This window comes from Bhargavaea cecembensis DSE10, assembly GCF_000348905.1.
Taxonomy (GTDB): domain Bacteria; phylum Bacillota; class Bacilli; order Bacillales_A; family Planococcaceae; genus Bhargavaea; species Bhargavaea cecembensis.
Genome location: NZ_AOFT01000024.1, coordinates 1 through 26,859, shown reverse-complemented (window position 1 = coordinate 26,859; position 26,859 = coordinate 1). Strand labels below are relative to the sequence as shown.

Genomic DNA, 26,859 nt, shown 5'->3' with positions numbered 1-26,859 from the left:
GGCACGGACGCCGGCCCGCGGTAAGCGACCAGAGTCCGTGCCGTTTGCTTTTTCATCTTGTACCGGACATCCAAATCACCTGAATTCCGCTTTCCTGACAACCCTTCCTTTCCTGCCGGTCGTTGTCTCCGCATTAAGGAGTGACTGCAGGATGGCTTCTTCCGTCGAGGCGATGGCCGCTTCGAACAGGTCGTTCATGACCGGGTGATCGTCTTTGATGATCTCCCGGGTGACGGTCATTTCGTCGCCGCCGTGCCGGGTCAGCAGCCCGTTCGAGAAGGCGATGATGATGTCGCCGCTCCCGTTGTGGATGTGGGTGCCTGTCCGGCCGAGCCCGATCGCGGCCCGCCTGGCAATGCGCTTTAACTGGCGGGCATCCAGCGGGGCATCGGTCGCGACGACGATGATGACCGAGCCGTCCGGTCGCTTTTCCTCTTCGGCGACCGGTGTTTCGGGAGCCGGCTCTTCCGGCGGAATCCAGCCGGGGAAGCGGCATTCATGGCCGCGGCCGAAGTTGGTGAGGACGAGCGTGCCGACAGTAAATGTCCGGCTGCCGGCCTCGACTATCCGGGACGAACTGCCGATTCCGCCTTTCGCCCCGTAGCAGATCATGCCCTTGCCGGCACCGACCGCGCCCTGGGCCAATTCCCCTCCGGAAGCCTCACGGATTGCACGGACCGCATCATCCGGCCGTACGGCCATTTTCCGCATCGAGTTCAGGTAGCTGTCGTTGCACTCGCCGACCACGATGTTAAGCGAACTGGTGGAGTCCCCGATCGCCGGATTTTCGTCCAGCATGTATTGGAGCGTGCCTTCAAGCACCGCGCCCACACTGAATGTGTTCGTCAGCATGATCGGCGATTCCAGAACGCCGAGTTCCTCGACCTGGACGAGTCCCGCCGTCTTGCCGAAACCGTTCAGGACAAACGAAGCGGCAGCCGGCTTTTCCTCGAACCAGTTGCCTCCGTGCGGGAGGATCGCCGTCACCCCCGTGCAGAAATAGTCGTCGCCGTCACCGGGCCGGTCAAGCGTGACATGCCCGACCGATACCCCCTCGACATCCGTGATCGCATTCCATTTTCCTTTTTCCACTGTTTTTCCCCCTTGCGTGCCTGATCTGTCTTCCATTATCTCAAAGTTCATCTTTAAATGGTGGCACGAAAAAACCGTCCCTCCAGGGGGACGGCTCATTTTACGAGCAGGACGGGGCATTCGGCGCGCTTTGCGACTTTGTGGCTGACGCTGCCGAGCACCATTTCCTGAAAAGCATTTAAACCGCGGCTGCCGACGATGGCCAGGTTATAACCGGCCGAATTAATGAATTTGACGATTGCGGGTCCGGGTTCGCCGAACTGGATCTGCAGTCCTGGCTGAATCCCCTTGTCACTGAAAATGGCGATGACTTCGGACAGCTGATCGCGGATGCGTGCTTCCAGTTCTTCTTTTGTGACATTCTCATACTCCTGAGGGCGGGAGCGGTCATGGTCGACGACATAAAGCAGGTCGACGGACGCACCGGTCGCTTTTGCGATGGTGGCGCCATGTTTTGCCGCACGCCTGGAATGGGCGGAGCCGTCCACGGCAACGATAATTTTTTCGTACATTCGTCCGGTATCCTCCTTCGGTTTCCGGAAAGGGCGGAGGCATTCCGCCCGCCGGCGCCCGGCCTGCCGGACGCGGGGAAACGTTCTCTATACTAATACTATATTCCCTTCCTGCCGTTTGAAAACCTTTTGAAGCAAAAGAAAAAACAATCCTGCCGGGTTTTGACGGTCTTGATTCCTTCATCGTCCGGGCATACAATGGGGGCGTCCGGAACAATTTGGGGCTTTTTGCACGCCGGCAGGAAATGGATAGCGGCTAAGCCGGAAAACGTTGTGTATAATCAAAGAAGCGATCACGATTTCAATAGAAAAGATACGCCGCGCTGCTCTGATGTGAATACGGAGCGGCTGACGCTCCGGATCGCAGCCATTGCGGCCGGGCCACGGCAATACGGCAGGGGGGACACGGATGAAACTGACGGAATGGACGATGCAGGAACAGGAAGAGCTCATCCACTTCATGACGGAGAACAGCTGGCCGTACCATGGTATTCCGCATCCCGCTCGGGAAATGATCGAGAAGGCGATCGATGACGGCGGCTACGAATCCGATGAGGTGAAGACGTTCTGGGTGGAGACCGATGACAGGGAAAAGGTCGGCATCGTCAAGCTATATGACATGCAGGACGAGATTCCGATGTTTGATCTGCGGATTGCGGAGAGGGCACGCGGCAGGGGATTCGGCCCGAGGGCGCTTCGCCTGATCTGCGATTATGTGTTCAGCCTGCCTGACAAGAAGATCCGGCTGGAAGGCCACACCCGTCAGGACAACGCCGCGATGCGGAAGACGTTTGAGCGGGCGGGCTTCGTAAAAGAAGGCCATCTCCGCAGGTCGTGGTACTCCCCGAAAGAGGATTCCTACTACGATGCCGTCACGTACGGCATCACGCGTGAGGACTTCGAGAGCGGCAAGACCACCCCCGTGGAGTGGAACGACCGGGAGATTGCCGCATCAACTGACCATCAGGGACGTCCGCCGGGCTTTCCCGAGGAGTTTCACTCGGACCGGCTCCTGATCCGCGCGCCCCGCGTGGAGGATGCGGCAGATGTGTATGACGCGCTTACCTATTCCCATCCGGAGCTGAAGGAATGGCTCCCGTTCGCCAAGGATAAGCCGACACTCGAAGGGGTGGAGGACAGCCTGAGGGGGGCGGTGGCCGATTTTATCACCCGGAAAGATCTGCGATTGCATATTTACCGGCAGGAAGACGGCGCGTTCATCGGCTCGTCCGGTCTGCACCGCATCAATTGGGACGTCCCGAAATTCGAGATCGGCTATTGGATCGATACCCGCTACGCGGGCCATGGCTACATGACGGAAGCCGTGGAACGGATCACGGAGTTCGCCGTGGAAACGCTCGGTGCCCGCAGGGTCGAAATCCGGTGCGACACGGAGAATGTGAGGAGCAGGGCCATCCCGGAAAAACTCGGCTTTGAACTTGAAGGCATCCTGAAAAATGACGATGTCGCCGCGGACGGAAGCCTGCGCGATACATGCGTCTATTCAAAAGTAAACTGAACGGTCTGCCGGCAGGCTCCCCATAGGGACTGCCGGCTTTTTCGCGGGCAGGGCCACGCGATTTACGGCGAATGTCAAGCAAACCGCCACAGTAAGCCCCGGCAATACAAAACAGGGATGCCGCAAATCCCTGCGGCATCCCTATGGTCAGTGTTTGTTCCTGCCGGTGATCAGCTGGAAGATGAAGATGATACCGGCAATGATGAGAATAATGTGGATCAGCCCGCCGAAAATATCAAGCAGGAAGCCGATCAGCCAGAATGCGATCAGAATCAGTATGATCCACCAGATCAGTTTACCCATGACGTCACCCGCTTTCCGTCTTGTCTGTTAACCAAATCCTACCCCTGGACGTTCGCGGATAAACCGGGCCGGGCACCCCTGACTCCGTGCTATAATGGACGGACAGGCAATGGAAGGGGCGGATCTGGTATGGCGACGCCGAGCATGGAAGACTATCTCGAGCAGATCTGGCTGAAGTCGGCCGCAACCGGGGAGGCGCGTGTTTCCGACATCGCAGAGGCGCTGGAAGTCCTGCCGTCATCGGTGACGAAGATGGCGAGGAAGCTTGACCGGGAAGGCTACTTAGTTTATGAACGCTATAAAGGGTTAATATTAACTTCAAAGGGTGAAGCGTTCGGCCGGAAGCTGGCCGGCCGCCATGAACTGCTCGAACGCTTTCTCCGGCTGATCGGCGTGGACGAAACACATGTCTACAACGATGTCGAGGGGATCGAGCATCACCTGAGCTGGGACGCAATCGACCGCATCACCGAACTTGTGCACGTCCTTGAAGACCATCCGGCGATGCTGGACCAGCTGGAGCGGTATCGCGCGGCGGGCGGTGCGGATGGAGAAAGGGAGAGATAAATATGGCAAAGGCGGAATCCGGGCGAATCATCGAGGCGCTCGCGGAACGGCAGGAAGGCTCCCGCTGGGTGCTGTCCTGCGACGGACAGGAATTTAATATGAACGCTTCAGAAGCGCCTGAAGACCTGAATGAAGGGGACAGGCTGAAAGTGTTCCTCCACCCGGACCGCCGCGGCAACCTTGTCGCGACGAGCCGGCTGCCCCGCATGGAAGTCGGCTCGTACGGCTGGGCGGAAGTGATCGACACCGACGGGCGCGACGGCATCCGGACGGACATCGGATCGTCTGTCGAGGTCATCGTGAACCCGAGGGACATGCCTCAGCTGGAGGAACTCTGGCCGGAGCCGGGTGACTGCCTGTACATGACGCTCCGCACGGACAAGGGCGGCAACCTGTTCGGCCGGCTCATCACAGAGGAACGAATCAAGGAAGAGTATGTCGACGCACCGGCAGCGCTTTTCAACAAAAACCTCAAAGCCCGGGCGTACCGGCTGTTGCCGGTTGGAGCGTTCATGCTGAGCGAGCCGCAGAAATACCGGATTTTTGTACACCATACCGAGATGAAATTCGAGCCGAGGCTCGGGCAGGAAGTCGAGGTGCGGGTCATCGGCATCCGTGATGACGGCTCGCTTAATGGTTCCCTCCTGCCCCGGAAAGAGGAGCGGATCGGCGACGATGCCGAAACGGTGCTCCGCTATCTGAACGGAGCCGGAGGAAAAATGCCGTTCACCGACAAGTCGGCACCCGAGGAAATCAGTGAAATGTTCGATATGAGCAAGGCATCGTTCAAGCGTGCGATCGGCAAGCTGCTGAAAGAACGCAAAATCGTGCAGGAAGACGGCTGGACAATTTTAAAGGATGCCCAGCGGAATTCATGAAACTTTTTACCCTCCCCGCCCGTTCATATGGGTGGGGAGTTGCTTTTGCATCCAGGAAAGGGGAAAACCTGATGAATCAGAAGAGAAGATGGGCATTGCCCGCAATTATAGCCTTGGTCCTTTCAGTATTGGCAGGTCCCGCCGTTTCCGCGGCACCGGCGGTTGATGAGCGGCTCGGTGTGCCGATCGTCGTATACGGAGCGGACCTGACCGCCGACCAGAAGGCGGGCGTGAAGTCCAGCCTGAAAGTCGAAGAAGAGGCGGAAGTCGAGGAAATCACGGTTTCCGGTCAGGACCTGGGCAAGTATATCCAGGGTTCCAATCCGCGTGCCCGGATGTATTCGTCCGCAAAAATCACCGTGACGGAGCCGGGAAGCGGCCTTGTCATCCAGATTGTCACGCCGGACAACATCACACAGGTCACGTCGGATATGTATGCCAATGCGATGCTGACAGCGGGAATCGAAGATGCCGATGTTGATGTTGCGGCACCGAAGCCGGTCACAGGCCATTCCGCGCTGGCCGGCATCTACAAAGCGTATGAGGCAAGCGGCGGCACGCTCGACACGGAGCGGACTGACGTCGCAAACGACGAGCTGTCCGTGGCGACGGAACTCGCCGAAAAGTCGGGTGTCGATGAGCAGAAGGTGACGGAGCTCCTCACCGAGCTGAAGCAGCAGATCGCGGAACAGAACCCGGCGACGAAGGAGGATGTCGAGCGAATCGTTTCCGAGCAGCTCGACAAGCTCCAGATCGAGCTGAGCCCGGAAGACCGCCAGCTGCTCATCGATCTGATGGACCGCATCCGCCAGCTTGATATCGACTTTGGCCAATGGTCCGATCAGCTCGGCCAGTTTGCACAGGAATTCAATGACAAGTACGGCGACAAGATCCGTGAGACGGTGAACGATGAAGGCTTTTGGCAGAAAGTCAAAGACTTCTTCAATAACCTGATCGACTCGGTCCGTTCGCTGTTCAGCTGAATCTGATAAAAAACGGATGCCCGGCAGTTTTGCCGGTGCATCCGTTTTTGCTTTTGGGGGTTCAAAAATGTCGATTCGCGCCGAAAGTGACGAATCCGCCCGTGAAAGTGACGAATCATACCGTGAAAGTGACGAACCCCTCATGAATGTGATCAGATTTCTCCGGAGCTGCGGAGTCCGGATGTCAGCGAATCCGTTGGTCCAGCTTCCTGTGCCATGACTCGGTTTCTTCCGGATTGCCGCCCGTGATGAATACCGGACGATCAGCTGTCTCAATCAGCAGAATGGGAGACTGCTTCGTATCGACGAACAGCAGGGAAGAGCCGTGGCCTTCGACAGAAAAGCGGCCCTTTGCGTAGTCGGCAAAGCCGAAGCCGTTTTCCTTGTAGCGGATTTCAGGCATCGTGTCGAGCAGTTCCGCGGAGCGGATGTCCGAATAGGCGATCTTTTCGCCGTACATGCCGGAAATCTCCACTGCAGAACCGCCGAAAGTGACATCCGGCTGTCTCGCGCCGGTAACAAGCAGCACCGCAATCCCGCCGATCACGACGACTGCCATGATCACCGAGGTGAGGCGTGCGCGCTTCCTCTTGTGGGGGACTTCGCGGCGGGACAGAATGATGGTTCCGCCGAAAAGCATCAGCATCATAAAGGCCATCTGCACCTCGAATGTATAGCGGAAACCGGTGAGGCCGAGCGGCATCAGGAGAAGCAGTCCCGCTGCGATAAAGAGGAACATCCGGCCGACTCCCTGCGGATAGCCGTTTTCGATCAGCTGCTCCTGCTCTTCCATGGGGCGCGTGGCAAATCCCGAGATGAGCAGATAGGAACGCCGCTTCAGGATCAGGTAGGCGAAAAAGGCAAACAGGGCGGTCAGGAATGCTTGTGTCCAGAAAATAAGCGACATGGTCCGGTTCCTTTCGGGTTAGGGTGATTGTCTTTCCAGTGTATCGGGGAACCCTGCTGATTGCAAAATGGTTCTGGAGGGTATAGGATAAGAGAAGAAAACACCTTGAATTCAAGATAAAAAGGGAGCGGAACAGATGCAACTCGGAGGAATCCACCATGTCTCGGCCATCACGGCCAGCGGGGCAAAAAACCACGACTTTTTCACCAGGGTACTCGGCATGCGGCTCGTCAAGAAGACGGTCAACCAGGACAGCACCTCGATGTACCACCTGTTTTATGCCGATGCGGTCGGCACGCCGGGAACGGACATGACCTATTTTGAAATTCCGATGGCGGGCCGGACCTATCCCGGTGTTTCTTCCATCAGCAGCACCGGTTTCCGGGTCAAGTCCGAAGAGGCACTTGCATTCTGGGCCGGCCGGTTCGGGGAGCTTGGCGTGGCACATGAAGAAGTCCGGGAGCGGTATGGCCGGAAGACACTCGCCTTCACCGACCATGAAGGATCGAGGCTGATGCTCATCGCCGATGACGGCTCCGGTGTCCCTTACGGAATCCCCTGGAAAAAGTCAGATATTCCAGAAGAATTTGCGATTGTCGGGCTCGGTCCTGTAAAATTGACGGTACGTCACCCGGAACGGACGGAGACCGTTCTGACGGAAGTGCTGAACTTCAGGAAGGCAGGAACCTATCCTTCCGATGTGCCCGGCATGCCGGACTACATCGTCTACGAGACCGGCGAGGGAGGAGCGGGTGCGGAAGTGCATCTTGAGACGCGTCCTGACTTGCCGCCGGAGCGGCCGGGCAGGGGCAGCGTCCATCACGTCGCTTTCCGCGTACCGACTTTCGAGGACTACGACAGATGGCTGGCGCATCTGGAGCGGGCAGGTTTCCAGACGAGCGGCAAGGTGGACCGGTACTATTTCCGGTCGATCTACTTCCGAGAGCCGAACGGCATCCTGTTTGAACTGGCGACGGATGAGCCGGGGTTTGATTCGGATGAGCCGATGGACGCGCTTGGCGAGACATTGGCCCTTCCGCCGTTCCTTGAGCCGCGCCGCCGGGAAATCGAGGCATCGCTCAGCCCTCTGGAGCTTGACTGACCGGCGTTCCGGGTACACCAATGGGGAAAGGGGAGTTGAAAAATGGAATTCGAACTGAAAGAACTGGGCAGTGATGCGTATGCGTTCGTACACGAGGAAAACGGCAAGCGTGATGCAGAAATCACCTGGACGATGATGGGGGATGTCATGGTCATGGACCATACATTCGTCGATCCGTCCCTCCGCGGAGGCGGCGTCGCGAAAAAGCTGCTCGACAGGGCGGCCGACTATGCCCGTGAAAACAACTACAAGATGGAAGCCGTGTGCTCATACGTGGTGACGGCATTCGGCCGCTATGATGAGTATGAAGATGTCAAAGCAAAATAAGCACACAAAAAAGCAATCCGTTCCGTTTTCGGGGCGGATTGCTTTTTATGTTTGGCGGTGGCTGGTTGTCATAGAGTCCTCCCTCAGAATGTGATGAAGAGCAGGATGGCGGTGAGAACAGACGATCCGGCAATGGCGTACATAGCATCGGACTGACTGAAGATGAGTTTCTTTTCCATGGGTTCGTCTCCCCCTTAAATGTTAGGATAGTTTAAATCTACCCCGATGAATGTTTGGGCAAACCTTCCATATTCCGGTCTTTTTAAAAAAGTTGAAACCCTGCGTGGTCTGAATCGTAAGAAGAAAGTAGAATAAAAGAAAAAGAAGAGGTGTCACCCAATGGAATCAAATTCTTTTAACCGCCCGTTCAAGCGGACCGGCGAACGGATTCTCGGAATCATCGGCCTGGTGTTCAACGTGATCGGAATCATCCTGACGTTCGCCATGAACAATCTGGTGAAGATGATGACAGACGATCCGCAATTCCAGCAGGAATTCGAAGCGGAAATCTGGAATGACCCGACACTCTCCGAAACAGACGCACAGGCGATTGTCGACATGATGTACATGGGCATGGACTGGATGGTCAGTTTTGGCTGGTTCTTTATCGCAGCTCTCGTCATCAGTTCGATATTGATCATAGTGGCGCTCATCCAGCTGAACAAAAACGCCAAGCTGAGCGGAATCCTGTTCATCATCGCCGGCGTGCTGGCGGGCATCCTGTCGCTCACGTCAATCCTGCTCTACATCGCGGGCATCATGTGCTTCGTGCGCAAGCCGCCTGTTGCGGAGACATCCTACGACAATGACCCGATGCGGCCGCTCTGATCTGTGCGGTCCGAAACCCCCAGGCTCCGGTCCGATGACCGGGGCTTTTTGCATGCAATGCTTTTTTTGGCAGTATCCACAAAACGGCTATTGCAAAAAGCCGAAAAAAAGCACCTGCTCATACAAGAGCGGGTGCTTTGAGATAATAGACATATTGTGCAGTGGATGTCGGGTAGCCTTCGAACAGCTCGTCAAATTCTTCGAGAAGTTCGAACCCCTGCTTTTCGTAAAACAGGCGGGCTCCTTCATTCTGGCTGTCAACGTACACGAACAGCTGGTGGCCGTCCTCAAGGGTGGAGATGCCGGCTTCAAGAAGTGCGCCGCCGAATCCCATGCCCTGATAATCGGGCAACAGGTAGATATCGGTCAGTTCCGCATCTCCGTCTTCGTCAACACGGGTGAAGTTGGCGAATCCGACCGGGCGCCCCTCATGTTCCGCAATCAGCATCGTCGTCTTTTCCAGCCGTTTCATCATCATCGGGGAAGCGTAGGCGCGTGTGAGGAAAGACTCCTGCACCTCTTTCGGGAGAATGCCCTCATACGTATCATCGTAGCTGACCGCCGCGATCTGCCGGACGGTCTCGAAATCATGTCGTGTCATCGAACGGATCATGGAAAAGGTCACCTCGGCAATAGATTTCCATCAACTATAACAAATAAATCGCCCCTCCGATATATGTTGTGGAATAATGTAATCAAATTGAAATGAAAGAAGTGGGACAGTTGGAGTGGACAATCAAAAACTTTGCGGAACTGACTTCTGATGAACTCTATGAAATCCTCAGATTGCGTGTCGACGTGTTCGTCGTCGAGCAGGCGTGCCCGTATCCGGAAATTGACGGGCATGACCGGGCTGCCCTGCACCTGGCCGGCTGGGAGGGCGGCACGCTTGCCGCCTACGCAAGAGTGCTCATGCCGGGAGCCGTACATGAAGATCCGGCAATCGGCCGCGTAATCGTAAGAAAATCCCATCGCGGAAAAGGGATTGCGCGTGAGCTTGTCGAAAGGGCAAAAGAGGTTGCCGCGAAACGGTACGGCGAAATCCCGGTGCATCTTTCAGCGCAATATCATCTGAGAGATTTTTATGCTTCTTGCGGCTTCCGGGCGGTTTCCGAGCCGTACGATGAAGACGGAATCCCCCATGTGGATATGCGGCTCATGGTTTCCGGCGGCAAGTGAGGGGGTATACTTCACTATGAACCCATTTACGACCGAAATTGAACTGGAGGATGATGGAAATGGCAGGCAAGAATAAGAATCTCTTATTGGCAGGTCTCGCAGCGGGTGCCTATGCGTATTTCAGCAAGAAGGAGAACCGTGACAAGGCAATGGTCGCCTTCAATAACCTGAAGACGAAAATGGATTCGTTTGTGGAATCCCAGAAGGTCAACCGCAACTACGAGGATACGAAAGCGGGCCATTCCGATCCGTATGACTTCCAGGATAATGACATGGTTGCCGAAGGCGCCCAGACAAGCGTCCATTATTACAACCAGGAAGTGGAAGACAAGAAAAACAAGAAAAAGAATCCTGACGAAGACGGGCTGTACCACAAAAAGCAAACCGGCGAGCCGGCAGGCCAGCAAAAAGCGAGCCTCGGAAGCAATGACGAAACGGCCGAGCAGCTTAATGAAGACACGGATTCCGTCACGACGGAAAACCGCATCAATACGGATAAACTGTAAGTCGGCTTTAGCGGGTGCCCATCCGAAATCGGATGGGCATTTTTTTGCATAAATGTGTGAAAAATAACCGGGTTAGGGTATAGAATTAGTATTTAAGAAAACCGGAAGGGCGTGTGTCATGGACAGAGAGAAGGCGGTGTTCATCCTGAACCCATCTTCGGGGAAGGAACAGGCGGAAACCTATCGTGAACAGTGCATCCGTGTGCTGCAGGGGATGGGCTATTCCGTCGAGGTCCGTGCTACGGAGAAGGAAGGCGATGCGACCGCCTTCGCCCGGGAAGCGGCACAGAGCGGATGCCTCCTTGTCGTCGCGATGGGCGGCGACGGTACGGTCAACGAGGCGATCAATGGCCTGGCCGGCGAAGAGGACCGTCCGGATTTTGCCCTGATCCCGCTCGGCACAGTAAACGACTTTGCGAGGGCCCTGTCGATTCCGATGGATCCTGAAGAGGCGATCCGCCGACTCCCGGAATATGTTGCGCGGCCGACTGATATCGGCCAGGCCGGAGGACATTATTTTATGAATATCCTGGCGGTCGGCAGCCTTGCCGAAGGCGTGATGGACGTGCCTGTCGGAGAAAAGACCCGGTTTGGCCCGCTCGCCTATGCCGCACATGGGCTTCAGACGCTCCTGTCGGATGAGGGGAACCGCTTCACCATCACCCATGACGGCGGCAAATGGACCGGACAGGCGTCACTGGTGCTTGCCGCCCTGACAAATTCCGTGGGCGGTTTTGAGAAGATGAACCCCGATGCCGCGACGGATGACGGATTGCTCCATCTGACAGTGATCAAGAATCTGAAACTGCCCGGTCTGTTAAAGATGTCCGCATCACTTTTGCTCGGAAAGCTTCAGGAGCAGGGAGAGGTCGAGATGATCCGGACAACCCGCGCGCGGATTGAGACGGATGAGCCGCTTACCTGCAACATAGACGGTGACGAGGGAGGGACGACTCCGATCGGAATCACCGTCCTGCACCGACACCTGAGAATATTGGCGCCGGAACCAACGGAAGGAGAATGAACATGAGGAAAAGAGGTGCACCAGGATGAAGGACCCGGGTCTGCAATACATGACCAACCTGTTCATGGACCGGGTCGAGGTATTAAAGGCATATGAACGGAGCGAAGACTTTTATCATCTTGAAAAGGATCTGCTGGAAGCGGTGGCCCAGGGGGACCGTGCCAGGGCGAAGGACCGGCTGAACCGGATTGTCCTGATGGTCAAGGACATTGCCGGGGACCGCTGGGTGAAAGATGTCTCCAACTACTACATCATTTTCGCTGCGCTGACTGCCCGTTTCCTCATGGTACCGAAATTCCCTCCGGAATGGGCAGTGGCGACCAACATCACCGCGATGCGGATCGTGGACCGCAAGTCAGGTACGATGGACATCACGGAGACGACGAACGACCTCGTCGAATTTTTCATCCACGTCCTGGAAGGCCGGGATAAGCCGGAGCTCCCCCACCCGATTGTCAACGACATTATCCATTTCATCGATGCCTCGATCGAAGACCCGATCACTGTCGATCAGCTGGCGAAGCGTGCCGGCATCAGCACGAGCCATCTCTCGCGCATTTTCCGCGAACACGCCGGGCTGACGCTCATCGACTATATCAATATGCGGAAAATCGAGGAATCCCAGTTTTTCCTCCGCAACACGGATTTGAAGATCGCGGAAGTATCGGACAGGTTCAGTTTCTGCAATCAGAGCTACTTCACGAGGACGTTCAAAAAGTATACAAATGTGACGCCGAAGCAGTTCAGGGAGCGCAAGGACATCGATTACTTTACTTCTTTCGTGCCGGGAAGCGGCGAAGAGACCGGAACATAAATTGAAAAGCCTGCAACGGGTGGTGTATACTACTCTATAGTCTAAAAAAGTTGTAGGTGAATCGATTGAATAAGCGCATCGGGCTGATCCTGACATTGGCAGCTGCAGCGTTGCTCCTTGGCGGATGCTCCAGCGTCGAGAACAAGGAAGGCACGTTCTATAATCTATTCGTCCGGCCGATGGACTGGTCCCTCGAATCTCTCGGGACCTTCTTCAACGGTAACTACGGACTGGCGATCATCGCCATCACAGTCATCATCCGTCTGATCCTCATGCCGCTGATGCTGAAGAACTACAAAACCCAGCAGGCGATGAAGGTGAAGATGGACGCACTCCGTCCGGAGATGGAAGACATCCAGAAGCGCCTGAAGGAAACAAAGGACAAGGATGAGCAGATGAAGCTCCAGCAGGAAATGATGGGGCTCTACCAGAAGCACGGCGTCAACCCGCTGAACATGGGCTGTTTGCCGGTCCTGCTCCAGATGCCGATCATCATGGGGCTCTACTTTGCCATCCTGTATTCCGAAGACGTCAAGTCCCACCAGTTCCTCTGGTTCAACCTCGGTTCTCCGGACATGATCATGGCCCTCATCGCAGGGGTCGTTTATCTCCTTCAGGCACGCGTCTCGCTCTGGACGATGCCTGAGCAGCAGCAGCAGCAGATGAAGATGTTCATCTACATGTCCCCGATCATGATCACGTTCATCTCCTTCACGGCGATGTCCGCACTTCCGCTCTACTGGGCGGTCAGCGGTGCGATCCTCGTGATCCAGACCTATATCGGGCGGAAGTTCTACTACGAAAATCCGGAAAAGGCAGTGGAGCAATAAGCCGGGGAACGATCCCGGCGACCAGAACAGACGGCAGTGGCCCGGGAGTCTCATGCGAGGCCGGGCGCACTGCCGTTTGCTGTTTTTGATACCACTGAAATAGGGGGATGATGGGGATGTCGAAAGAAAAACGGTGGATGTTCGGAATCGGGATCGCGGTGGTGTTCATCCTGACACTGGTCTTCATTGTCCGGCAGGCGATGCACGCAGCCGGCCTGTCGATGGCGCTCCTGTTTGTCCTGACGAATACCGCGCGTGCCGCGGGGTTCAGGGAGCGGGGCATGATGCGGGAAGCGAAATGGATGAACTTGCTGGCCGGATTTTTCGTCATCCTGTTCATTGTCCTGGCAGTGATGCTCTTTATCTGATCGTCCCATACAAAAACGCGCCGGTCACTTCTGACCGAGCGCGTTTTCTGTCTTGCCGCCCCTTGCCGGGACCAGGCGTTCCCGCTCCGCGAGCAAAGCATCCAGCTTTTCCATCAGTTGGAGAATATCCTGGATCGAAATTGGTTTCATCAATATGCTCCTTTGCCCTTATTTACCAGACTATACGGACAAAGTACTGGGCATTTGTCCGTAGTCCGCCAAAATAGAACTTTAGTAGGAGAAGCGATTCTTCGTCGCAAAGACGACCAGTGCGGCCGGGACTGTACAGATGATCATGCTGAGGAACGCCAGGCCGGGCTCCACTTCGTACAGGGCACCGCCGAGAAGTGTCAGGAAGGCGGTGCTCAGGCTCATGGCGAATGCTGCATACAGTGCCTGGGCCGGTGCAATCAGGAGGGTAGGAAGTTTTTCGGATATGTAGCGGATAAATGCGACATGCGCGATGCCGAAAGATGCCGCATGCAATGCTTGCGTGAGGGTGAACATCCACATGGTCGGCACGAGGAAGATCAGCACCCAGCGCAGTGTCGAGCCGGCCGCGGCCAGCAGAAACATCCGGGAGGCCGGCATGCCCCCGAACAGACGCTCTGCGACGCCGAAAAACAAAATTTCAAACAGGATCGCGACATTGAGGAGAAGCCCGATCGTAAAGCTCGCCACGCCCATGTCTTCCAGATAAACAAAGCCGTAGTTGTAGTAGGATGCGTGTGCCCCCTGCAGCAGGATCGAGACGGTGAGGACCGCCAGGAAGCCGCGGTTCCGGACAAGTTCGCGGAATGCACCGGACCGCTTTTCAGCCGGATTCCCGGCCGGGTCCCGGTGGAGAGAAATGGGAACGGCCGTGTATTGCGCGCCAAGCATGAACAGGAGGCCGGCGAACATCGTCCAGAGGATGGCTTCGTTGCCGAACAGGGCGGTGACCGCTCCGATGACAAGCACGGCAGCCATATAGCCGGCCGAACCGAAAGCACGGCTCCGGGTGTAATTGATCCGGTCCTTCTGGATCAGGACGGAGGCACTGGTCTCCATCGCCGGCAATAGGTTCGGATACACCACGTTGAATGCCGCGGTGACGATGAGGATGGCTGTGTAGGATCCCGCAGGTATGTAAATCAGTGCGATGAGGAAAGACAGAGCGATGCCCGCTTTCATCACGCCGGTGATCGGGAAGCGCCTGGCAGCAGCCGGGAACAGGAAGAGCGTCGAAAACGCCCGGATGAACATCCCAGCCCCCATGACGGCCCCCGCCTCGAAGACAGTGAGGCCTTTGACAGAGACAAGCCAGCCAGTCCAATAGGGGAGGAAGATGCCCCATGTAAAAAAGAAAGCGAAGAAATTCAGGGAGAGCCAGCGTGATTTCATATCGGATTCCTCCGCATGTAATAGATTCGACACAAAAGCATCATAGCACAACGATGATCAGCGCGGAACGGGACCGGATATGGTACGATAGACCAATGGAAATTTCATGAAAGAAGGGTCACCAAGAATGGGCAGAATGGATTCACGGAAGCAGAACCGCGACCGGAAAAGCGTATGGATTGCGGTCCTCGCGGCAGTCGTATTACTGATTGGCGGAACGGCGGTGTTCGCCGGCATGAACGGCTGGGATCCGGAAAGGATCAGAGGCGCGCTGGGCGGCGGAACGTCCGGACAGGGAACGGATCCGGCCGGGGAGGAACAGCCGGCCGGCGGCGGAAATTTGGCCGAAGAGGATGATGCCGAAGACGGGCGGCTGCCTGCCGGCGGCACGCCGGATCCCGATCCGCTTGAAGGCATCGGGGAATACGTGGAAGGCCGGGAACTTCCGGCAGAACCGACCTATATCGACGGCATCCTTCTGGCGAACAAAAAGTACCCGCTTCCGGCCAGCTTTGCGCCGGGCGAGAATCCCGAGGCCCGTGAGGCGTTCGAGGAGATGGCCGCGGAAGCGCTCCTGGAAGGCTATGACCTGGACGCGTTCAGCACATTCAGGACGTTTGAGCGGCAGCAGGAGCTGTACGAACGGTATGTCGGGCGTGACGGCGTCGAGGCCGCGGACCGCTACAGCGCCCGTCCCGGCTACTCGGAACATCAGACCGGCCTTGCATTTGACATCGGTGAGGCGACACAGCCGGAGCATTATGCCCGCGAATCCTTCGGTGACACGCCGGCGGGACAGTGGCTTCTTGCCAATGCCCACCGGTTCGGGTTCATCCTCCGCTATCCGGAAGGCAAGGAAGACATCACCGGCTACATGCATGAGTCGTGGCACTACCGCTACGTCGGCAAGGAAGCGGCAGGAAGGATCCAGTCGCGCGGCATCACCCTGGAAGAATACCTGCTCGTGCCGGACGGCCACGCGGAGCCGTCCAAGCCGGAGAAATAAGCAGGCGGTCCCGGCGCCTGAAAATAAATAAGTCCATGATCAGCAAAATCCCTCCTGTGCGGTGCAGACACCGTGCAGGAGGGATTGTTCGTATGTTCATAAAATCGGCGACAGCAGCCGGGAGACGGATTCCTTGAACCGGATGTTGGTTGTCCGGTTCTGGTAGGCCTCCAACGTCAATTCCGTTGAAAGCCGCATATCCTGTTCGAACAGCTCCGCAAGCTCATGGGATTTTTCCCGGTCATAGAGGAATGCATTGATTTCGAAATTCAGCTTGAAGCTGCGGACGTCGATGTTGGCGGTTCCGACAGTCGCCACCTCATCATCGACGACAATCATCTTTGCGTGGATAAAGCCATTTTCGTAGATATAGACCTTTGCTCCCGCCCGAAGCAGGATGCCGACATGGGAATACGTGGCCCAGTAGACAAACATATGATCCGGCTTGTTCGGAATCATGATGCGGACATCGATGCCCGACAGGCAGGCGATCCGCAGGGCATCAAGAAAGCTTGCATCCGGGATAAAGTACGGTGTCTGGATATAGATGTACTTTTTCGCCAGGTGGATCATCTTCAGGTATCCGTCCTTGATCTGCTCCCACTGCTCGTCCGGGCCGCTCGATACAATCTGCAGTCCGACAGTGCCCTTCCGTGGGATGGCAGGGAAGTATCGCTCATGATACTCGATGTCATGGGAGGCGGATGCCTGGTTCCAGTCCAGGATAAAGCGTGTCTGGAGCGGATGGACGGCGCTGCCTTCGATCCGGAGATGGGTATCGCGCCAGTAGCCGAACCTTCGGTTGAGGCCGAGGTACTCATCGCCGACATTAAAGCCCCCGACATAGCCGATGCGTCCGTCGATGATGGCGATCTTGCGGTGGTTCCTGTAGTTCATCCGGGGGTTGATCAGCGGAAGGATGGCAGGGAAGAACGCCTCCACCTCGCCGCCGACCGCGGTCAGGTCGCGGAAATGCCTCTTTCTGAGCCCGCGGGAGCCGATATCGTCAAAGAGCACGCGCACTTTGACGCCGCTTTTGGCTTTCCGGATGAGGGTGTCCAGAATGCGCTGTCCCAGGTTATCGAGCCTGAAAATATAGTATTGGATATGGATATGGTCTTTGGCATTTTCAAGGTCGTTCAGCAGTGCCTCGAACTTCTTGCCTCCGTCATTGAAAATCTCGACATCGTTGTCCTGTGTCAGGAGGGCGTGGTTATTCCTGAGATGCAGGTAGACCATATCCCGGTAATGGGCGGTATCGTCCAGCCTGAAGTCGAACGTGCCGTCCTCGATCGCTTCGATCTGATAATTGACGAGCTGCTCGATCCCGATTTTGTTCCTGTCTTCCCAGCGGAACAGCTGCTTTTTCCGCAGTTGCCTGCCGAACATCAGGTAAATGAAGAACCCGAAAACGGGGATAAAGAACAGGACCAGCAACCAGGCCCAGGTGGATGTCGCATCGCGCCGCTCAAGGAAAATCAGGGCAATCGCGAGGAAAATGTTCAGGATAAAGACCGCGATTGTCGCGTACGTGATGAACTGTGCCATGTAAACCTCCAGTTGCGTGTGATCTGTCTAAGGACAGTATACCGTTAGCCCGCCGAAAACACGAATGGGGGAGACAGACTCCAATTAAACCTACTTGACTTATAGGGTTAAAGTTTATATTCTATTCCTTGTGCTTTTTTAAATGCTGTTCCACTGTGGTGGAATATGATCATAAATGGAGGAATGAATATGAATACCTGGCTGGTTGTCATCAATGTCGCCGCCTTGCTCGTTCTCGCCGGTGTCCTGTTTTATATGCAGCGCCGGCATGTCTCGTTCTCGAACCGCGTCTTTGCGGGTCTCGGCCTCGGGATCCTGTTCGGCCTCGCGCTGAATCTCATTTACGGGACGGAATCTGAAGTTCTGGCTGATTCCGTTGACTGGTTCAACATCATCGGAACGGGCTATGTCCGATTTCTGCAGATGATCGTCATGCCGCTTGTCTTCATCTCGATTCTTGCCGCGTTCACGAAAGTGACGACCGGCAAAAACTTCGGGAAGACGGCGGGCCTGATTCTCGGAATGCTGGTCGGCACGACGGCTCTTGCCGCAGCGATCGGCATCGGTTCGGCGCTTGCCTTTAACCTGGACGCATCCGAACTTGTGCAGGGCACGGCGGAGGTGGAGCGCGGGGCGGATCTTGAGGAGCGCTCGACGGAAGTGGCCGACAAGACCCTTCCCCAGCAGATCACCGAGCTGATCCCGTCCAACCCGTTTCTTGACCTGACCGGCGCACGTCCGACCTCGACGATCGGTGTCGTCATCTTCGCCGCATTTCTTGGGGTTGCGTACCTCGGCATTGCCAGGAAAGAGCCTGAAAACGCCGCGATGGTGAAAAAGGGGATCGATGCGGTCTATGCGCTCGTCATGCGTGTCGTCAAGCTGATCCTCCGCCTGACGCCGTACGGGATCCTGGCAATCATGACCCGCACGGTAGCGACGTCCGATTTTGGGGCGATCGCCAACCTCGGCAAGTTTGTCATCGCGTCTTATGTGGCGCTGATTGCCATGTTCCTGATCCATCTTGTGATCATTACGCTGAACGGCCTGAACCCGATCACGTACCTGAAGAAAACGTCCGAAACGCTTCTTTTCGCGTTCACTTCCCGTTCCAGCGCGGGTACGCTGCCGCTCAATATCAAGACACAGACGGACCGCCTCGGCCTGCCCGATGGGACCGCGAACTTCGCAGGATCGTTCGGACTGTCAATCGGCCAGAACGGCTGCGCCGGAATTTATCCGGCGATGCTTGCCGTCATGATTGCACCGTCCGTCGGCATCAGCCCGCTTGATCCGGGCTTTATCGCGACACTGATTGTCGTGGTCGCGATCAGCTCGTTCGGCGTGGCAGGCGTGGGCGGCGGTGCGACATTTGCCGCGATCCTCGTTTTGTCGGCGATGAATCTTCCTGTCGCGCTTGCAGGCGTGCTCATCTCCGTCGAACCGCTGATCGACATGGGGCGTACTGCCCTTAACGTCAGCGGCTCCATGACCGCAGGCGTCACGGCTGCCAACGTGAACAAGGAAGTCGACCGGGATGTCTACAACGGCGATCTCCGTACACAGCCAATTGATGCTTAAACCTAAGAAGATGCCGTCCCGTTTTGAAGGGGCGGCATCTTTTTTATAGGCTGTTCAACTTTGTATGTACCTGCTTCACCCGGTCTTTGTATGGAGTCCCGGGAAGGGAAGCGATACGCTCATGGACATCACGGATCAGGTCCAGCGCTTCGCCCGTTTTGCCGGTAGCCCAGAGGGATTCCGCTTTATAGGCTTCCCCCTCCATGAAAATCGACAGGTCGATCGGATGGTGGATATACTCCCGCGGGACGAGTGCCCGTTCAAACGCCTCGAGCGCTTCCTGGTGGCGGCCCAGTCCGGATAGGGCCTTCCCGACTTCAAGTGACAGGTACGGCGAGTGGAGCGGGTCCGACAGGGCGGCAACCTTATCTTCCGGCCAATCCATGATCTGACGGTGTGCGGAGGCATGGTCATTTCGGAATGAGTTCAGTTCATGAACATCGAGAAACGCCAGGAAACCGCCGGCTTCCTTGTCATCTGCAAACTCTGCGTATTGGCGGAGCTTTTTTCGGAAGTGCCCATATTCATCTTCCATTCCTGCCATCAGCGCATGGATCGAAGCCAGGCGGTACCAGTCGCTCATATGGTAGTAGAGATCGTTCTCCCGGGAAAACGCAAGGGCGCTTTCCATGACCGCCATCGCTTCTTCCGTTTGGCCGACTGCATAAAGAAGGACGGCCTGCAGGTAATCAAAGTCAAGACGGGTCATCGGTTCGATGAACAGTCTTTTTTCTTCGATGGCTTTCCGCTCTTTGAGCATCACCTTGAGCGCATGATCATAGTCACGCTCCGTAAAGTGTACCTGGGCGCGAAACATCCCGATTGCAGCGCGTCTCGGGATGATGTTCAGCGAATCATAGATGGCGGCAGCCCGGTCGATCGGTTCTTCCCATCCGGCCTCCTCCAGGTAATGGAGGGACCGCCCGTACATTTCGAGCAGCCTTCCGGATTCGTAGCCTTCTCCCATTCTGCCGATATGTGGTCTGATAAGATTTACGAGGCGCTGTCTGGCTTCCTTCGCCCCCTCATCGATCAGCCTGACTGAGTTGTATTCCTCTGCCTCATCCAACAGCTCCCTCAGCTCCTCGCGGCTGCTTTGTTCAAGCAGGTCGGAGGCGGATACGTTCAGCTGTTCAGCGATATGTGTCAGGCTCTCCATCGATGGCCTGGCCTTGTTGTTTTCAATCAGGGAAAGCATTCCCTTCGACATTTTGTCGCCGGCCAGTTCCTGCAGAGTCATCTTCCGGTTTTTTCGCAGCCGGCGAATTCGTTCACCCAATGTGTCCAAAAAGGGAACACCTCCAATCATTGTGCATAGTTTAATTGTATTAAACAAATGCTTGCTTGTGAAGAGGGAGCGTGTTATGATTTGTTTAATTAAATTAAACAAGGAGGAAAACAGCATGGAACAAACCATGAGTCTGCGCCAGGCAACCTTACTTCTTTTAAAGGTAATTGCAAGCAAATTCATTTTAACCTCGGGACAGAAGAACAGACATGCAGAACCACGGAGAAAGCCGGTGTTTCAGAAGCCGGGCCGGTCTGGTGCAGAGGTCATGAAACCGCGACGCTGGCTATAACTTATTTTTTTGACCACAAAGTTTAATTAAATTTAACTATTTCTTGTTTCTGCAAAAACACAGTGCTAAGATTTAGGTAACTCATTTAGTGAGGAGCGTAGAAAATGGATCAGGCCATGAAACGCCGTCGTGCCACTTATCATATCTGGACGTTCACGGCGAGCAAGCTGATTTCCGCATTTGGTGCCCAGGTCTATACGTTTGCCATCAGTTTCTACATTCTTCAGCTCACAGGGTCCGCAACAAGCTTTGCGATGAACCTGATCTGCAGCATTCTGCCCCGGACAATTGCCGCACCGTTCGCCGGCTATGCTGCGGACCGATGGGCGAAAAAGACGATCGTCCTCACTGCCCAGGGGGCCATTGTGCTCTCGGTCGGCGGATTGCTTGCGGTCAGCCTGGTTTATGGGCTCTCACTACCGGCCATCTATATCACGACCGCCGTTATTTCGCTTGCCGCATCGTTTTCCGGGGTGTCGTTCTCCGCGGCCATCACCGGCCTGGTGGATGAAGAACGCATCCAGAAGGCGATGTCGCTGAACCAGATGTCGATTTCAATCGCCGCGATCGGAGCACCTGCCGTCGGCGGATTGCTTTACGGCACGGTTTCGATGAACCTGTTCCTCATCCTGTTCATGGCGGCTGAAGCCGTCGCGCTTGTCCTGGAAGCGACGATGAATTTCCGCCTCTTTAACCGCAAGGCGGATGCGGGTGAGTCGGCCGGGGAAGGGCCTGTGAAGGAACCGCTTCTGCAGAGCATGAAGGCGGGCCTTGCCTATCTGAAAACACAGCCCATCATCATGACGATCATCTGGATCTCGCTGTTCATTAACTTTCTGTTCGGTGCGTTCCAGGTCGGCTATTCCTACATCCTCATCGAAAAGATGAAAATGGCTTCCGAGCACTTCGGCCTGACGGAAGGGGCATTCGCAGTCGGGATGCTGCTCATGTCCGTCTGCCTCAGTGTAAGGAAAGAAGTAAAATATCCGCTACTCCTCTCCAAATGGGGCATCGTGACGATGGGGCTGATCATGGCGTCTGTTGCACTGCCGCTTCTGGTCAGCCTCCCGTATACGGGACTGTTCATCTTCTATGCGTCCGTCATGTTTGCATTCGGGCTGGTCATGATCCTCGTCAACACACCGATCCAGGTCATGATCCAGAAGCGCGTGGACGACGACTACAAAGGCCGCGTGTTCGCCATTCTGGAAACGATGGCGATGGCGCTGATGCCGCTCGGCACAGTGCTGTACGGCTTCCTGTACGACCTGCTGCCTGCCGAGTGGATCCTCATGGTGTCCGCAGCCGTGCTGATCGCGGTTGTCCTGACCATGGCGCGTCCGTCCGTTGTGCGGAAAGCGCACCCGGAACTTACGAAGAGGCGCCAGGACGGGCCGGAGAATCCGGCACCTGCTGCAGAATAAAGACGAATGACCGGACGGGGGGACATCTCCCGTCCGGTTTCGTTTAGCAGGATTTTCCTCTATAATGAAGCCAAAGTGATGGCGGAAGGTGGGACAGTGGTGGGGAGGATCCAGCTAAGTTTGGTGGAACGGGTGTTGTCTGAAGGTCTCGCTGAAATGCTGTTCATCATGAGAGTTGGCCGGAGCGGTGAATTTATCTATGAATGGATCAACCGCAAGGCGAGGGAAGAGCTTGGTTTCAGCGATGAGCATATCGGCAGGACGATCAGTGAGGTTTTCGGCGAACCGGCCGGGGGAAGCCTTACCGATCGCTACATAGAAGTCTACCGGAGCGGCGGGCAGGCTGTGTATGAGGATCGTTTCATCGGTCCGGACGGCAAGGAGCGGTACACAGAAGTCATGCTTACCCCTCTCTCTGAAGAAGGGGCGGTCCGGTATATCGTCGCCCTTGTCAAGGACATCACAGCCAGGAAGCAAGGCGAACTGATGCGGCGAGAGATGATCCGCCGCCTTGAAGAGAGCACTTCCCGCTTTCGGGCGCTTTTTGAAAATAATGGTGATGCTGTACTGGAGCTCGGGCCTGCCGGCGAGATCACCGGTGCCAATCCTGCAGCCCTCCGGCTGTTTGGGAAGTCCCCTGAAACCCTTTTGGGGAGGCCGTTTTCCGGCCTGATAACGGAAGGGGACCGTGGCCTTGCAGAAGCTGCATTTCTCCTGGCATCCAACGGCAATTTGCAGGACGTCAGAGTCGACATTCAGCCCAGTAATGGCCCTCCGGTCGGATGCCTGCTCAAATTCACGCCGGTCGCACCTGACGGGGAGCCGATCGGCTATTATGCCAATCTGAAGGACATGCATGAACTGGATAAACTGGCGGGACTTTATATGGAAAGCCAGAACCAATTTAAGATCATTACCGACAATGTGAGCGATGTCATCGTCACGATTGATGATACGTGGAGGCTGGTCTATGTCTCGCCTTCCGCAAAGACTCATTACGATTACCATCCGGGAGAGGTTGTCGGAAAGGCTACGGAGGACCTGATCCATCCCGATGACTTCCCGGAACTGGCCAGGGGGTACGAGGAAATTCTCGAAGGCCGTCCCGTTTTCCGGATCCGCCTCCGCATTCTCCATAAGAATGGGCGCTGGATCTGGTCCGAGTTGAACGCCTCCGCCGTGCGGGGACCGGACGGCGGATTCCTCCATATGGTCGTCGTGATCCGGGACATCAGCAGGCAAAAGGCGGAGGAAGAGCGCCTCGAGCACTACGCTTATCATGACCAGCTGACCGGTCTGCCGAACCGGCGGCTGTTCCTGAACCGCCTGGAGGACCGTGTCACAGAATACAAAAAGAACAAGACGCCGTTTGCCGTCGCACTGATGGACCTTGACCGCTTTAAGGAGGTCAATGATACATGGGGCCACAGCGTCGGGGACGACGTGATCCGGGCATTTAGCCATCGCATTGAAAACGCCGCCGATGATGTGCTCGCGGCCCGCTTCGGAGGAGACGAGTTCGTCATCCTGCTCGCGGATTGCAGCACCCGCGCGGAAGCTGAAGCGCTTGCCGTCCGGATCATCGGCGCGCTCAGGGAGCCGATCGTCGCCGGCGGGCATGTCATCCCCGTCAGCACAAGCATCGGCATCGCCTTTGCCGGCCCGGACCGCGTTTCCACTGATGTCCTGGTGAAGCTCGCGGACCGTGCCATGTACGAGGCCAAGCAGGAAGGGCCGGGCCGGTACCGGATCGTTGAGTAAGTAACGAAAGACCAGGTATCGGCAACGGGAGTCCAAGCGGCGCCGGCGAAAGTCCAAGCAATCATAACGAGAGTACATGAAGAAGCCGCCGCAACGCCCAATCATCTATAAATCCGTCAGAAAAAGCCGCTCCGGAAAATATCCGGAGCGGCTTTTGAATGTCAGGCAGCGGGTTCTCTTAATGTTTTATTCGATCTCCGGTATAGGATGATCAGCACCACCGAGAACACGGCGAGTGCGGCGGAGATCCAGTAGACGCCGTCCGGCATCCGGGTGAACAGCCATGCGAAAAGCAGCGGTCCCGCGATGCGCCCGACATTGTCCATCGAATAGCTCACGCCTGCTGCGGTGCCGTAGCGGCCGCCGGACTCCTTTGTCGTAAGGGACACCAGGACCGTTCGCGCGAGGGCGTTTCCGGCTGTGAAGACGCATAGGGAAAGGCCCGCCCAGAACAGGCTGCCGGTGAACACCATGAGCGCAAGCCCGGCTGCGGTCACGATCTGGGCGATCATGATGACCTTCGTCTCCATGCCGTCCTTGACCCGGCGGACGACGCCCCCCTGGATGGCCGCATCGACCAGGCCGCTAAATAGGAACAGGTAACCGATCTGCTTCGGGGTGATCTCGATCTTGTGGATCTGGAACAGCTGGAATGTCGCCTCGATGCCGGCCAGGAGGAACGTCACCATGAACGACATGAGGAACAGATAGCGGACGCGGTAACCCCAAAGCCGTCCGGCCCCTTCGGGGACAATCGCCCGCTTTTTCGCTTCGCCCTTTCGCTGCGGCTCCTTAAGGACAGCCATGGCGTAGATGAGCAGGATCAGGACGAGCGTGCCCGACGCGGTGAACGGAAGCGACAGTCGGATGTCCCCCAGGATGCCGCCGATTGCCGGGCCGAAAATGAAGCCGAGCCCGATCGACATGCCGAGGAGGCCCATGTATTTGTTCCGGTTCTCCTCGTCGGTCAGATCGGCGACATAGCCCGTGACCGCGGTGTACAGTGCGCCCGAGAACAGCCCGCCAATCACTCGCGACAGGTACATCATCGCGAGTGATTCGGTGAATGCCGCAAATAGGAAGAAACTCAGGCTAAAGCCCGCGAGCCCGATCGCGATCAGCTTCTTGCGGCCGGTCCGGTCGGAATAGGCCCCCCAGAGCGGCGCGGTAAAGAAGGAAGCCAGCGCATAGACGGTCAGCAGCCCGCCGACATGCATCTCATCGAAGCCCTGTGCCACGACCACCTCGGGAAGCACCGGGATGATGATCCCGAACCCGAGGTAAACGAAGAACTGGACAGACATGAGAAGTAGAATTGATTTTTTCATCAGGAAGACCCGCTTTCAGGAAAAACATGTGTTGCGTCCATTCTACTCCGCGAAGTGGGGGAGTGACAAATAAAGGCGGCAATGGTGCATTGGTTGGCGAATGTGATGATTGTCCTTTTTAAAGTGACGAATGGATTGCTGAAAGGGACGTATCCGAAGGAGAGAGTGAGTTGCAATGAGCGACGTCCCTGCGTACCTCAAAAAACCGCCCCCCAATCCGGAGGGCGGTTTTGGCTTGCACGTGCTGCAACCTATGCTGGCTTCCTGCAGCCGTTCGTTACTTGACGTCGTATCCCTGTTCCTCAATCGCGTCTTTAATCTCCTGGTCGTTTACGAGGTTTTCATTGTAATCGACTTCCACAGTGCCTGCCTCAAGGTTGACCTTCACGGCATCCGCCCCGTTCAGGTCGCGGACCGCGGTTTCAACAGCGTTCACACAGTGGTTGCAGCTCATGCCTTCAACTTGCAGTACAAGATTGGTTGCCATAATCATTCTCCTCCTTATTTCCTCATCAGTTTTTGGATGGTGACAGTCAATTCATCAAGGACCTCTTCGTCCCCTTCAAGCAGACGGTCACGAACGCACCCTTTCAGGTGTCCGTCAAGCAGGATCCGCGCCACACTGTTGAGGGCGGACTGGGTCGCTGCCAGCTGGGTGATGACATCGTCGCAGTAAACATCCCGCTCAATCATCCCCCGGATGCCGCGCACCTGGCCCTCGATCCGGTTCAGCCGGGTGGCGAGGTTTTTCTTTACCCCGGGCGTCTGGTGGCTTGTGCGGCAGGACTCTTCCTGAACCGGGCTTTCCATTGGCTCTGTCGTCAATGGGCACCGCCTCCTTTGCTACCTCCAGTATACCATCGTGGGGTATGCAATCAAACTTCCTGTATTGGATTTTTTCAGAATAAAACATTTACGGCAAGGCAACAATTGTAACAGTATTGAAAGATTTGACGTACAGCCCCGGTGGTATAGTTAGGATGTGTATATAGAACGTCCGGTATCATCTTATTTTTACGCAACTTCCCCCCGGTTGCCGCGTCATATTGAATGAAGGAAGAGGTGGAACGGATGGCCCAGAAAAAGGACGTCAAGACGATCGCAGAGCGGATTACAGCATTAGGCATTCCCGTGACGCTGACCAAGTCGCGCCTCGATTTGCTGAAAGCTCTTGCGCCGCCCTCTGGCTCCCAGGCACCCACGACCTAAGCTTCAGAAAAGCTCCCGCCTCAATATAAGAGGCGGGAGCTTTTGGTTCAATTATGATATTTTATTGTGTGGATAAATGAGGAATTTCGTGCTGACACGTCCAGCTCCAGCGCCCGGCAACTGGCAAACTTCACACTTCTCCACTACGATCAGTCAACATCGGTTCGTTCCTCACCGTGTTTCCTTGATCTCATTGCGAAGTGCTCCAGTTTGTACGTTGCCAAACGGGCGCTTGCGCTTTTGTTCCGTCCAGCTCCAGCGCCCGGCAACTGGCAAACTTCACACTTCTCCACTACGATC

The 26,859-nt window shown here is 56.1% G+C and carries 31 protein-coding genes; 19 read left to right on the top strand and 12 right to left on the bottom strand.

Annotated features, from left to right (window positions below):
• Positions 1-75: 75 nt before the first annotated feature.
• Together C772_RS14925 and C772_RS14920 are read right to left on the bottom strand one after the other, a co-directional pair.
• The gene (locus C772_RS14925; protein WP_008301323.1) at positions 76-1,092 is read right to left on the bottom strand and encodes a DmpA family aminopeptidase; all 1,017 of its coding nucleotides are present in this window, start codon (positions 1,090-1,092) and stop codon (positions 76-78) included.
• A 95-nt stretch (positions 1,093-1,187) separates the two neighbouring features.
• Entirely contained in the window at positions 1,188-1,604 is a 417-nt protein-coding gene (locus C772_RS14920) for a universal stress protein (RefSeq protein WP_008301321.1), read from the bottom strand.
• A 409-nt stretch (positions 1,605-2,013) separates the two neighbouring features.
• On the opposite strand from C772_RS14920, the gene C772_RS14915 reads away from it, so the two are divergent.
• Positions 2,014-3,123 carry a GNAT family N-acetyltransferase gene (locus tag C772_RS14915; protein ID WP_008301319.1) on the top strand — a complete coding sequence of 370 codons (1,110 nt, stop codon included), beginning with the start codon at positions 2,014-2,016 and terminating at the stop codon, positions 3,121-3,123.
• Between the two features lie 147 nt (positions 3,124-3,270).
• On the opposite strand, the gene C772_RS16585 is transcribed toward C772_RS14915, so the two are convergent.
• Positions 3,271-3,426: a lmo0937 family membrane protein gene (locus C772_RS16585; RefSeq protein WP_008301318.1), complete on the bottom strand. Its 156-nt coding sequence runs from the start codon at positions 3,424-3,426 to the stop codon at positions 3,271-3,273.
• A gap of 129 nt (positions 3,427-3,555) precedes the next feature.
• On the opposite strand from C772_RS16585, the gene mntR reads away from it, so the two are divergent.
• From mntR to C772_RS14900, 3 genes are all read left to right on the top strand, one after another.
• Entirely contained in the window at positions 3,556-3,993 is a 438-nt protein-coding gene (mntR, locus tag C772_RS14910) for a transcriptional regulator MntR (protein WP_008301317.1), read from the top strand.
• A 2-nt stretch (positions 3,994-3,995) separates the two neighbouring features.
• The gene (locus C772_RS14905; protein ID WP_008301316.1) at positions 3,996-4,871 is read left to right on the top strand and encodes a CvfB family protein; all 876 of its coding nucleotides are present in this window, start codon (positions 3,996-3,998) and stop codon (positions 4,869-4,871) included.
• Positions 4,872-4,942: 71 nt separating this feature from the next.
• Entirely contained in the window at positions 4,943-5,854 is a 912-nt protein-coding gene (locus C772_RS14900) for a DUF1002 domain-containing protein (RefSeq protein WP_081607201.1), read from the top strand.
• Between the two features lie 184 nt (positions 5,855-6,038).
• On the opposite strand, the gene C772_RS14895 is transcribed toward C772_RS14900, so the two are convergent.
• Entirely contained in the window at positions 6,039-6,761 is a 723-nt protein-coding gene (locus C772_RS14895; RefSeq protein ID WP_008301314.1) for a DUF3784 domain-containing protein, read from the bottom strand.
• A gap of 136 nt (positions 6,762-6,897) precedes the next feature.
• Between C772_RS14895 and C772_RS14890 the strand changes: the two genes are divergently transcribed.
• From C772_RS14890 to C772_RS14880, 3 genes are all read left to right on the top strand, one after another.
• Positions 6,898-7,863 carry a ring-cleaving dioxygenase gene (locus C772_RS14890; protein ID WP_008301313.1) on the top strand — a complete coding sequence of 322 codons (966 nt, stop codon included), beginning with the start codon at positions 6,898-6,900 and terminating at the stop codon, positions 7,861-7,863.
• A 42-nt stretch (positions 7,864-7,905) separates the two neighbouring features.
• Complete coding sequence (locus tag C772_RS14885) at positions 7,906-8,190, top strand: GNAT family N-acetyltransferase (protein WP_008301312.1); 285 nt, start codon at positions 7,906-7,908, stop codon at positions 8,188-8,190.
• A gap of 339 nt (positions 8,191-8,529) precedes the next feature.
• Positions 8,530-9,018 carry a DUF4064 domain-containing protein gene (locus tag C772_RS14880; RefSeq protein ID WP_008301310.1) on the top strand — a complete coding sequence of 163 codons (489 nt, stop codon included), beginning with the start codon at positions 8,530-8,532 and terminating at the stop codon, positions 9,016-9,018.
• A 118-nt stretch (positions 9,019-9,136) separates the two neighbouring features.
• Here the strand turns inward: C772_RS14880 and C772_RS14875 are convergent, their stop codons facing one another.
• A complete protein-coding gene (locus C772_RS14875; RefSeq protein WP_008301309.1) occupies positions 9,137-9,631 on the bottom strand; it encodes a GNAT family N-acetyltransferase in 495 nt (164 codons plus the stop codon).
• Between the two features lie 110 nt (positions 9,632-9,741).
• Between C772_RS14875 and C772_RS14870 the strand changes: the two genes are divergently transcribed.
• The 6 genes from C772_RS14870 (at position 9,742) to C772_RS14845 (ending at position 13,739) form a co-directional block, all read left to right on the top strand.
• Positions 9,742-10,197 (top strand): GNAT family N-acetyltransferase, encoded by a 456-nt coding sequence (locus C772_RS14870; RefSeq protein ID WP_008301307.1) that lies wholly within the window; start codon positions 9,742-9,744, stop codon positions 10,195-10,197.
• A 59-nt stretch (positions 10,198-10,256) separates the two neighbouring features.
• Positions 10,257-10,703, top strand: a complete 447-nt coding sequence (locus tag C772_RS14865) for a hypothetical protein (RefSeq protein ID WP_008301306.1) — start codon at positions 10,257-10,259, stop codon at positions 10,701-10,703.
• Positions 10,704-10,821: 118 nt separating this feature from the next.
• Complete coding sequence (locus C772_RS14860) at positions 10,822-11,727, top strand: diacylglycerol/lipid kinase family protein (RefSeq protein ID WP_008301304.1); 906 nt, start codon at positions 10,822-10,824, stop codon at positions 11,725-11,727.
• Between the two features lie 25 nt (positions 11,728-11,752).
• On the top strand, positions 11,753-12,541 hold the full coding sequence (locus C772_RS14855) for an AraC family transcriptional regulator (RefSeq protein ID WP_008301303.1): 789 nt from the start codon (positions 11,753-11,755) through the stop codon (positions 12,539-12,541).
• A 65-nt stretch (positions 12,542-12,606) separates the two neighbouring features.
• A complete protein-coding gene (gene yidC / locus C772_RS14850) occupies positions 12,607-13,371 on the top strand; it encodes a membrane protein insertase YidC (RefSeq protein WP_008301301.1) in 765 nt (254 codons plus the stop codon).
• A gap of 116 nt (positions 13,372-13,487) precedes the next feature.
• Positions 13,488-13,739: a hypothetical protein gene (locus C772_RS14845; RefSeq protein WP_008301300.1), complete on the top strand. Its 252-nt coding sequence runs from the start codon at positions 13,488-13,490 to the stop codon at positions 13,737-13,739.
• A gap of 24 nt (positions 13,740-13,763) precedes the next feature.
• Here the strand turns inward: C772_RS14845 and C772_RS16960 are convergent, their stop codons facing one another.
• Positions 13,764-13,889, bottom strand: coding sequence for a hypothetical protein (locus tag C772_RS16960; protein ID WP_008301299.1), 126 nt, complete (start codon positions 13,887-13,889; stop codon positions 13,764-13,766).
• 81 nt (positions 13,890-13,970) lie between these two features.
• The gene (locus C772_RS14840) at positions 13,971-15,122 is read right to left on the bottom strand and encodes an MFS transporter (RefSeq protein WP_008301298.1); all 1,152 of its coding nucleotides are present in this window, start codon (positions 15,120-15,122) and stop codon (positions 13,971-13,973) included.
• Positions 15,123-15,249: 127 nt separating this feature from the next.
• Between C772_RS14840 and C772_RS14835 the strand changes: the two genes are divergently transcribed.
• The gene (locus tag C772_RS14835; RefSeq protein ID WP_008301297.1) at positions 15,250-16,128 is read left to right on the top strand and encodes a M15 family metallopeptidase; all 879 of its coding nucleotides are present in this window, start codon (positions 15,250-15,252) and stop codon (positions 16,126-16,128) included.
• A gap of 96 nt (positions 16,129-16,224) precedes the next feature.
• Here the strand turns inward: C772_RS14835 and cls are convergent, their stop codons facing one another.
• Positions 16,225-17,676 carry a cardiolipin synthase gene (gene cls / locus C772_RS14830; protein WP_008301296.1) on the bottom strand — a complete coding sequence of 484 codons (1,452 nt, stop codon included), beginning with the start codon at positions 17,674-17,676 and terminating at the stop codon, positions 16,225-16,227.
• Positions 17,677-17,865: 189 nt separating this feature from the next.
• On the opposite strand from cls, the gene C772_RS14825 reads away from it, so the two are divergent.
• Positions 17,866-19,257 (top strand): L-cystine transporter, encoded by a 1,392-nt coding sequence (locus C772_RS14825; protein ID WP_008301295.1) that lies wholly within the window; start codon positions 17,866-17,868, stop codon positions 19,255-19,257.
• A 43-nt stretch (positions 19,258-19,300) separates the two neighbouring features.
• Here C772_RS14825 and C772_RS14820 read toward each other — a convergent pair whose 3' ends face one another.
• Positions 19,301-20,545 (bottom strand): helix-turn-helix domain-containing protein, encoded by a 1,245-nt coding sequence (locus tag C772_RS14820; RefSeq protein WP_008301288.1) that lies wholly within the window; start codon positions 20,543-20,545, stop codon positions 19,301-19,303.
• 115 nt (positions 20,546-20,660) lie between these two features.
• Here C772_RS14820 and C772_RS16695 point away from each other — a divergent pair, with 115 nt between their 5' ends.
• The 3 genes from C772_RS16695 (at position 20,661) to C772_RS14805 (ending at position 24,022) form a co-directional block, all read left to right on the top strand.
• Positions 20,661-20,837, top strand: a complete 177-nt coding sequence (locus tag C772_RS16695; RefSeq protein WP_008301287.1) for a hypothetical protein — start codon at positions 20,661-20,663, stop codon at positions 20,835-20,837.
• Between the two features lie 104 nt (positions 20,838-20,941).
• Positions 20,942-22,261 carry an MFS transporter gene (locus C772_RS14810; RefSeq protein WP_008301286.1) on the top strand — a complete coding sequence of 440 codons (1,320 nt, stop codon included), beginning with the start codon at positions 20,942-20,944 and terminating at the stop codon, positions 22,259-22,261.
• 6 nt (positions 22,262-22,267) lie between these two features.
• The gene (locus tag C772_RS14805; protein ID WP_035002596.1) at positions 22,268-24,022 is read left to right on the top strand and encodes a sensor domain-containing protein; all 1,755 of its coding nucleotides are present in this window, start codon (positions 22,268-22,270) and stop codon (positions 24,020-24,022) included.
• A gap of 161 nt (positions 24,023-24,183) precedes the next feature.
• On the opposite strand, the gene C772_RS14800 is transcribed toward C772_RS14805, so the two are convergent.
• From C772_RS14800 to C772_RS14790, 3 genes are all read right to left on the bottom strand, one after another.
• Complete coding sequence (locus C772_RS14800; RefSeq protein WP_008301284.1) at positions 24,184-25,350, bottom strand: tetracycline resistance MFS efflux pump; 1,167 nt, start codon at positions 25,348-25,350, stop codon at positions 24,184-24,186.
• A 277-nt stretch (positions 25,351-25,627) separates the two neighbouring features.
• Entirely contained in the window at positions 25,628-25,837 is a 210-nt protein-coding gene (copZ, locus tag C772_RS14795; RefSeq protein ID WP_008301282.1) for a copper chaperone CopZ, read from the bottom strand.
• Positions 25,838-25,851: 14 nt separating this feature from the next.
• Positions 25,852-26,160, bottom strand: coding sequence for a metal-sensitive transcriptional regulator (locus C772_RS14790; protein ID WP_035002611.1), 309 nt, complete (start codon positions 26,158-26,160; stop codon positions 25,852-25,854).
• Positions 26,161-26,421: 261 nt separating this feature from the next.
• Here C772_RS14790 and C772_RS16765 point away from each other — a divergent pair, with 261 nt between their 5' ends.
• Entirely contained in the window at positions 26,422-26,559 is a 138-nt protein-coding gene (locus C772_RS16765) for an Lmo0850 family protein (RefSeq protein ID WP_008301280.1), read from the top strand.
• The last annotated feature ends 300 nt before the right edge of the window (positions 26,560-26,859 follow it).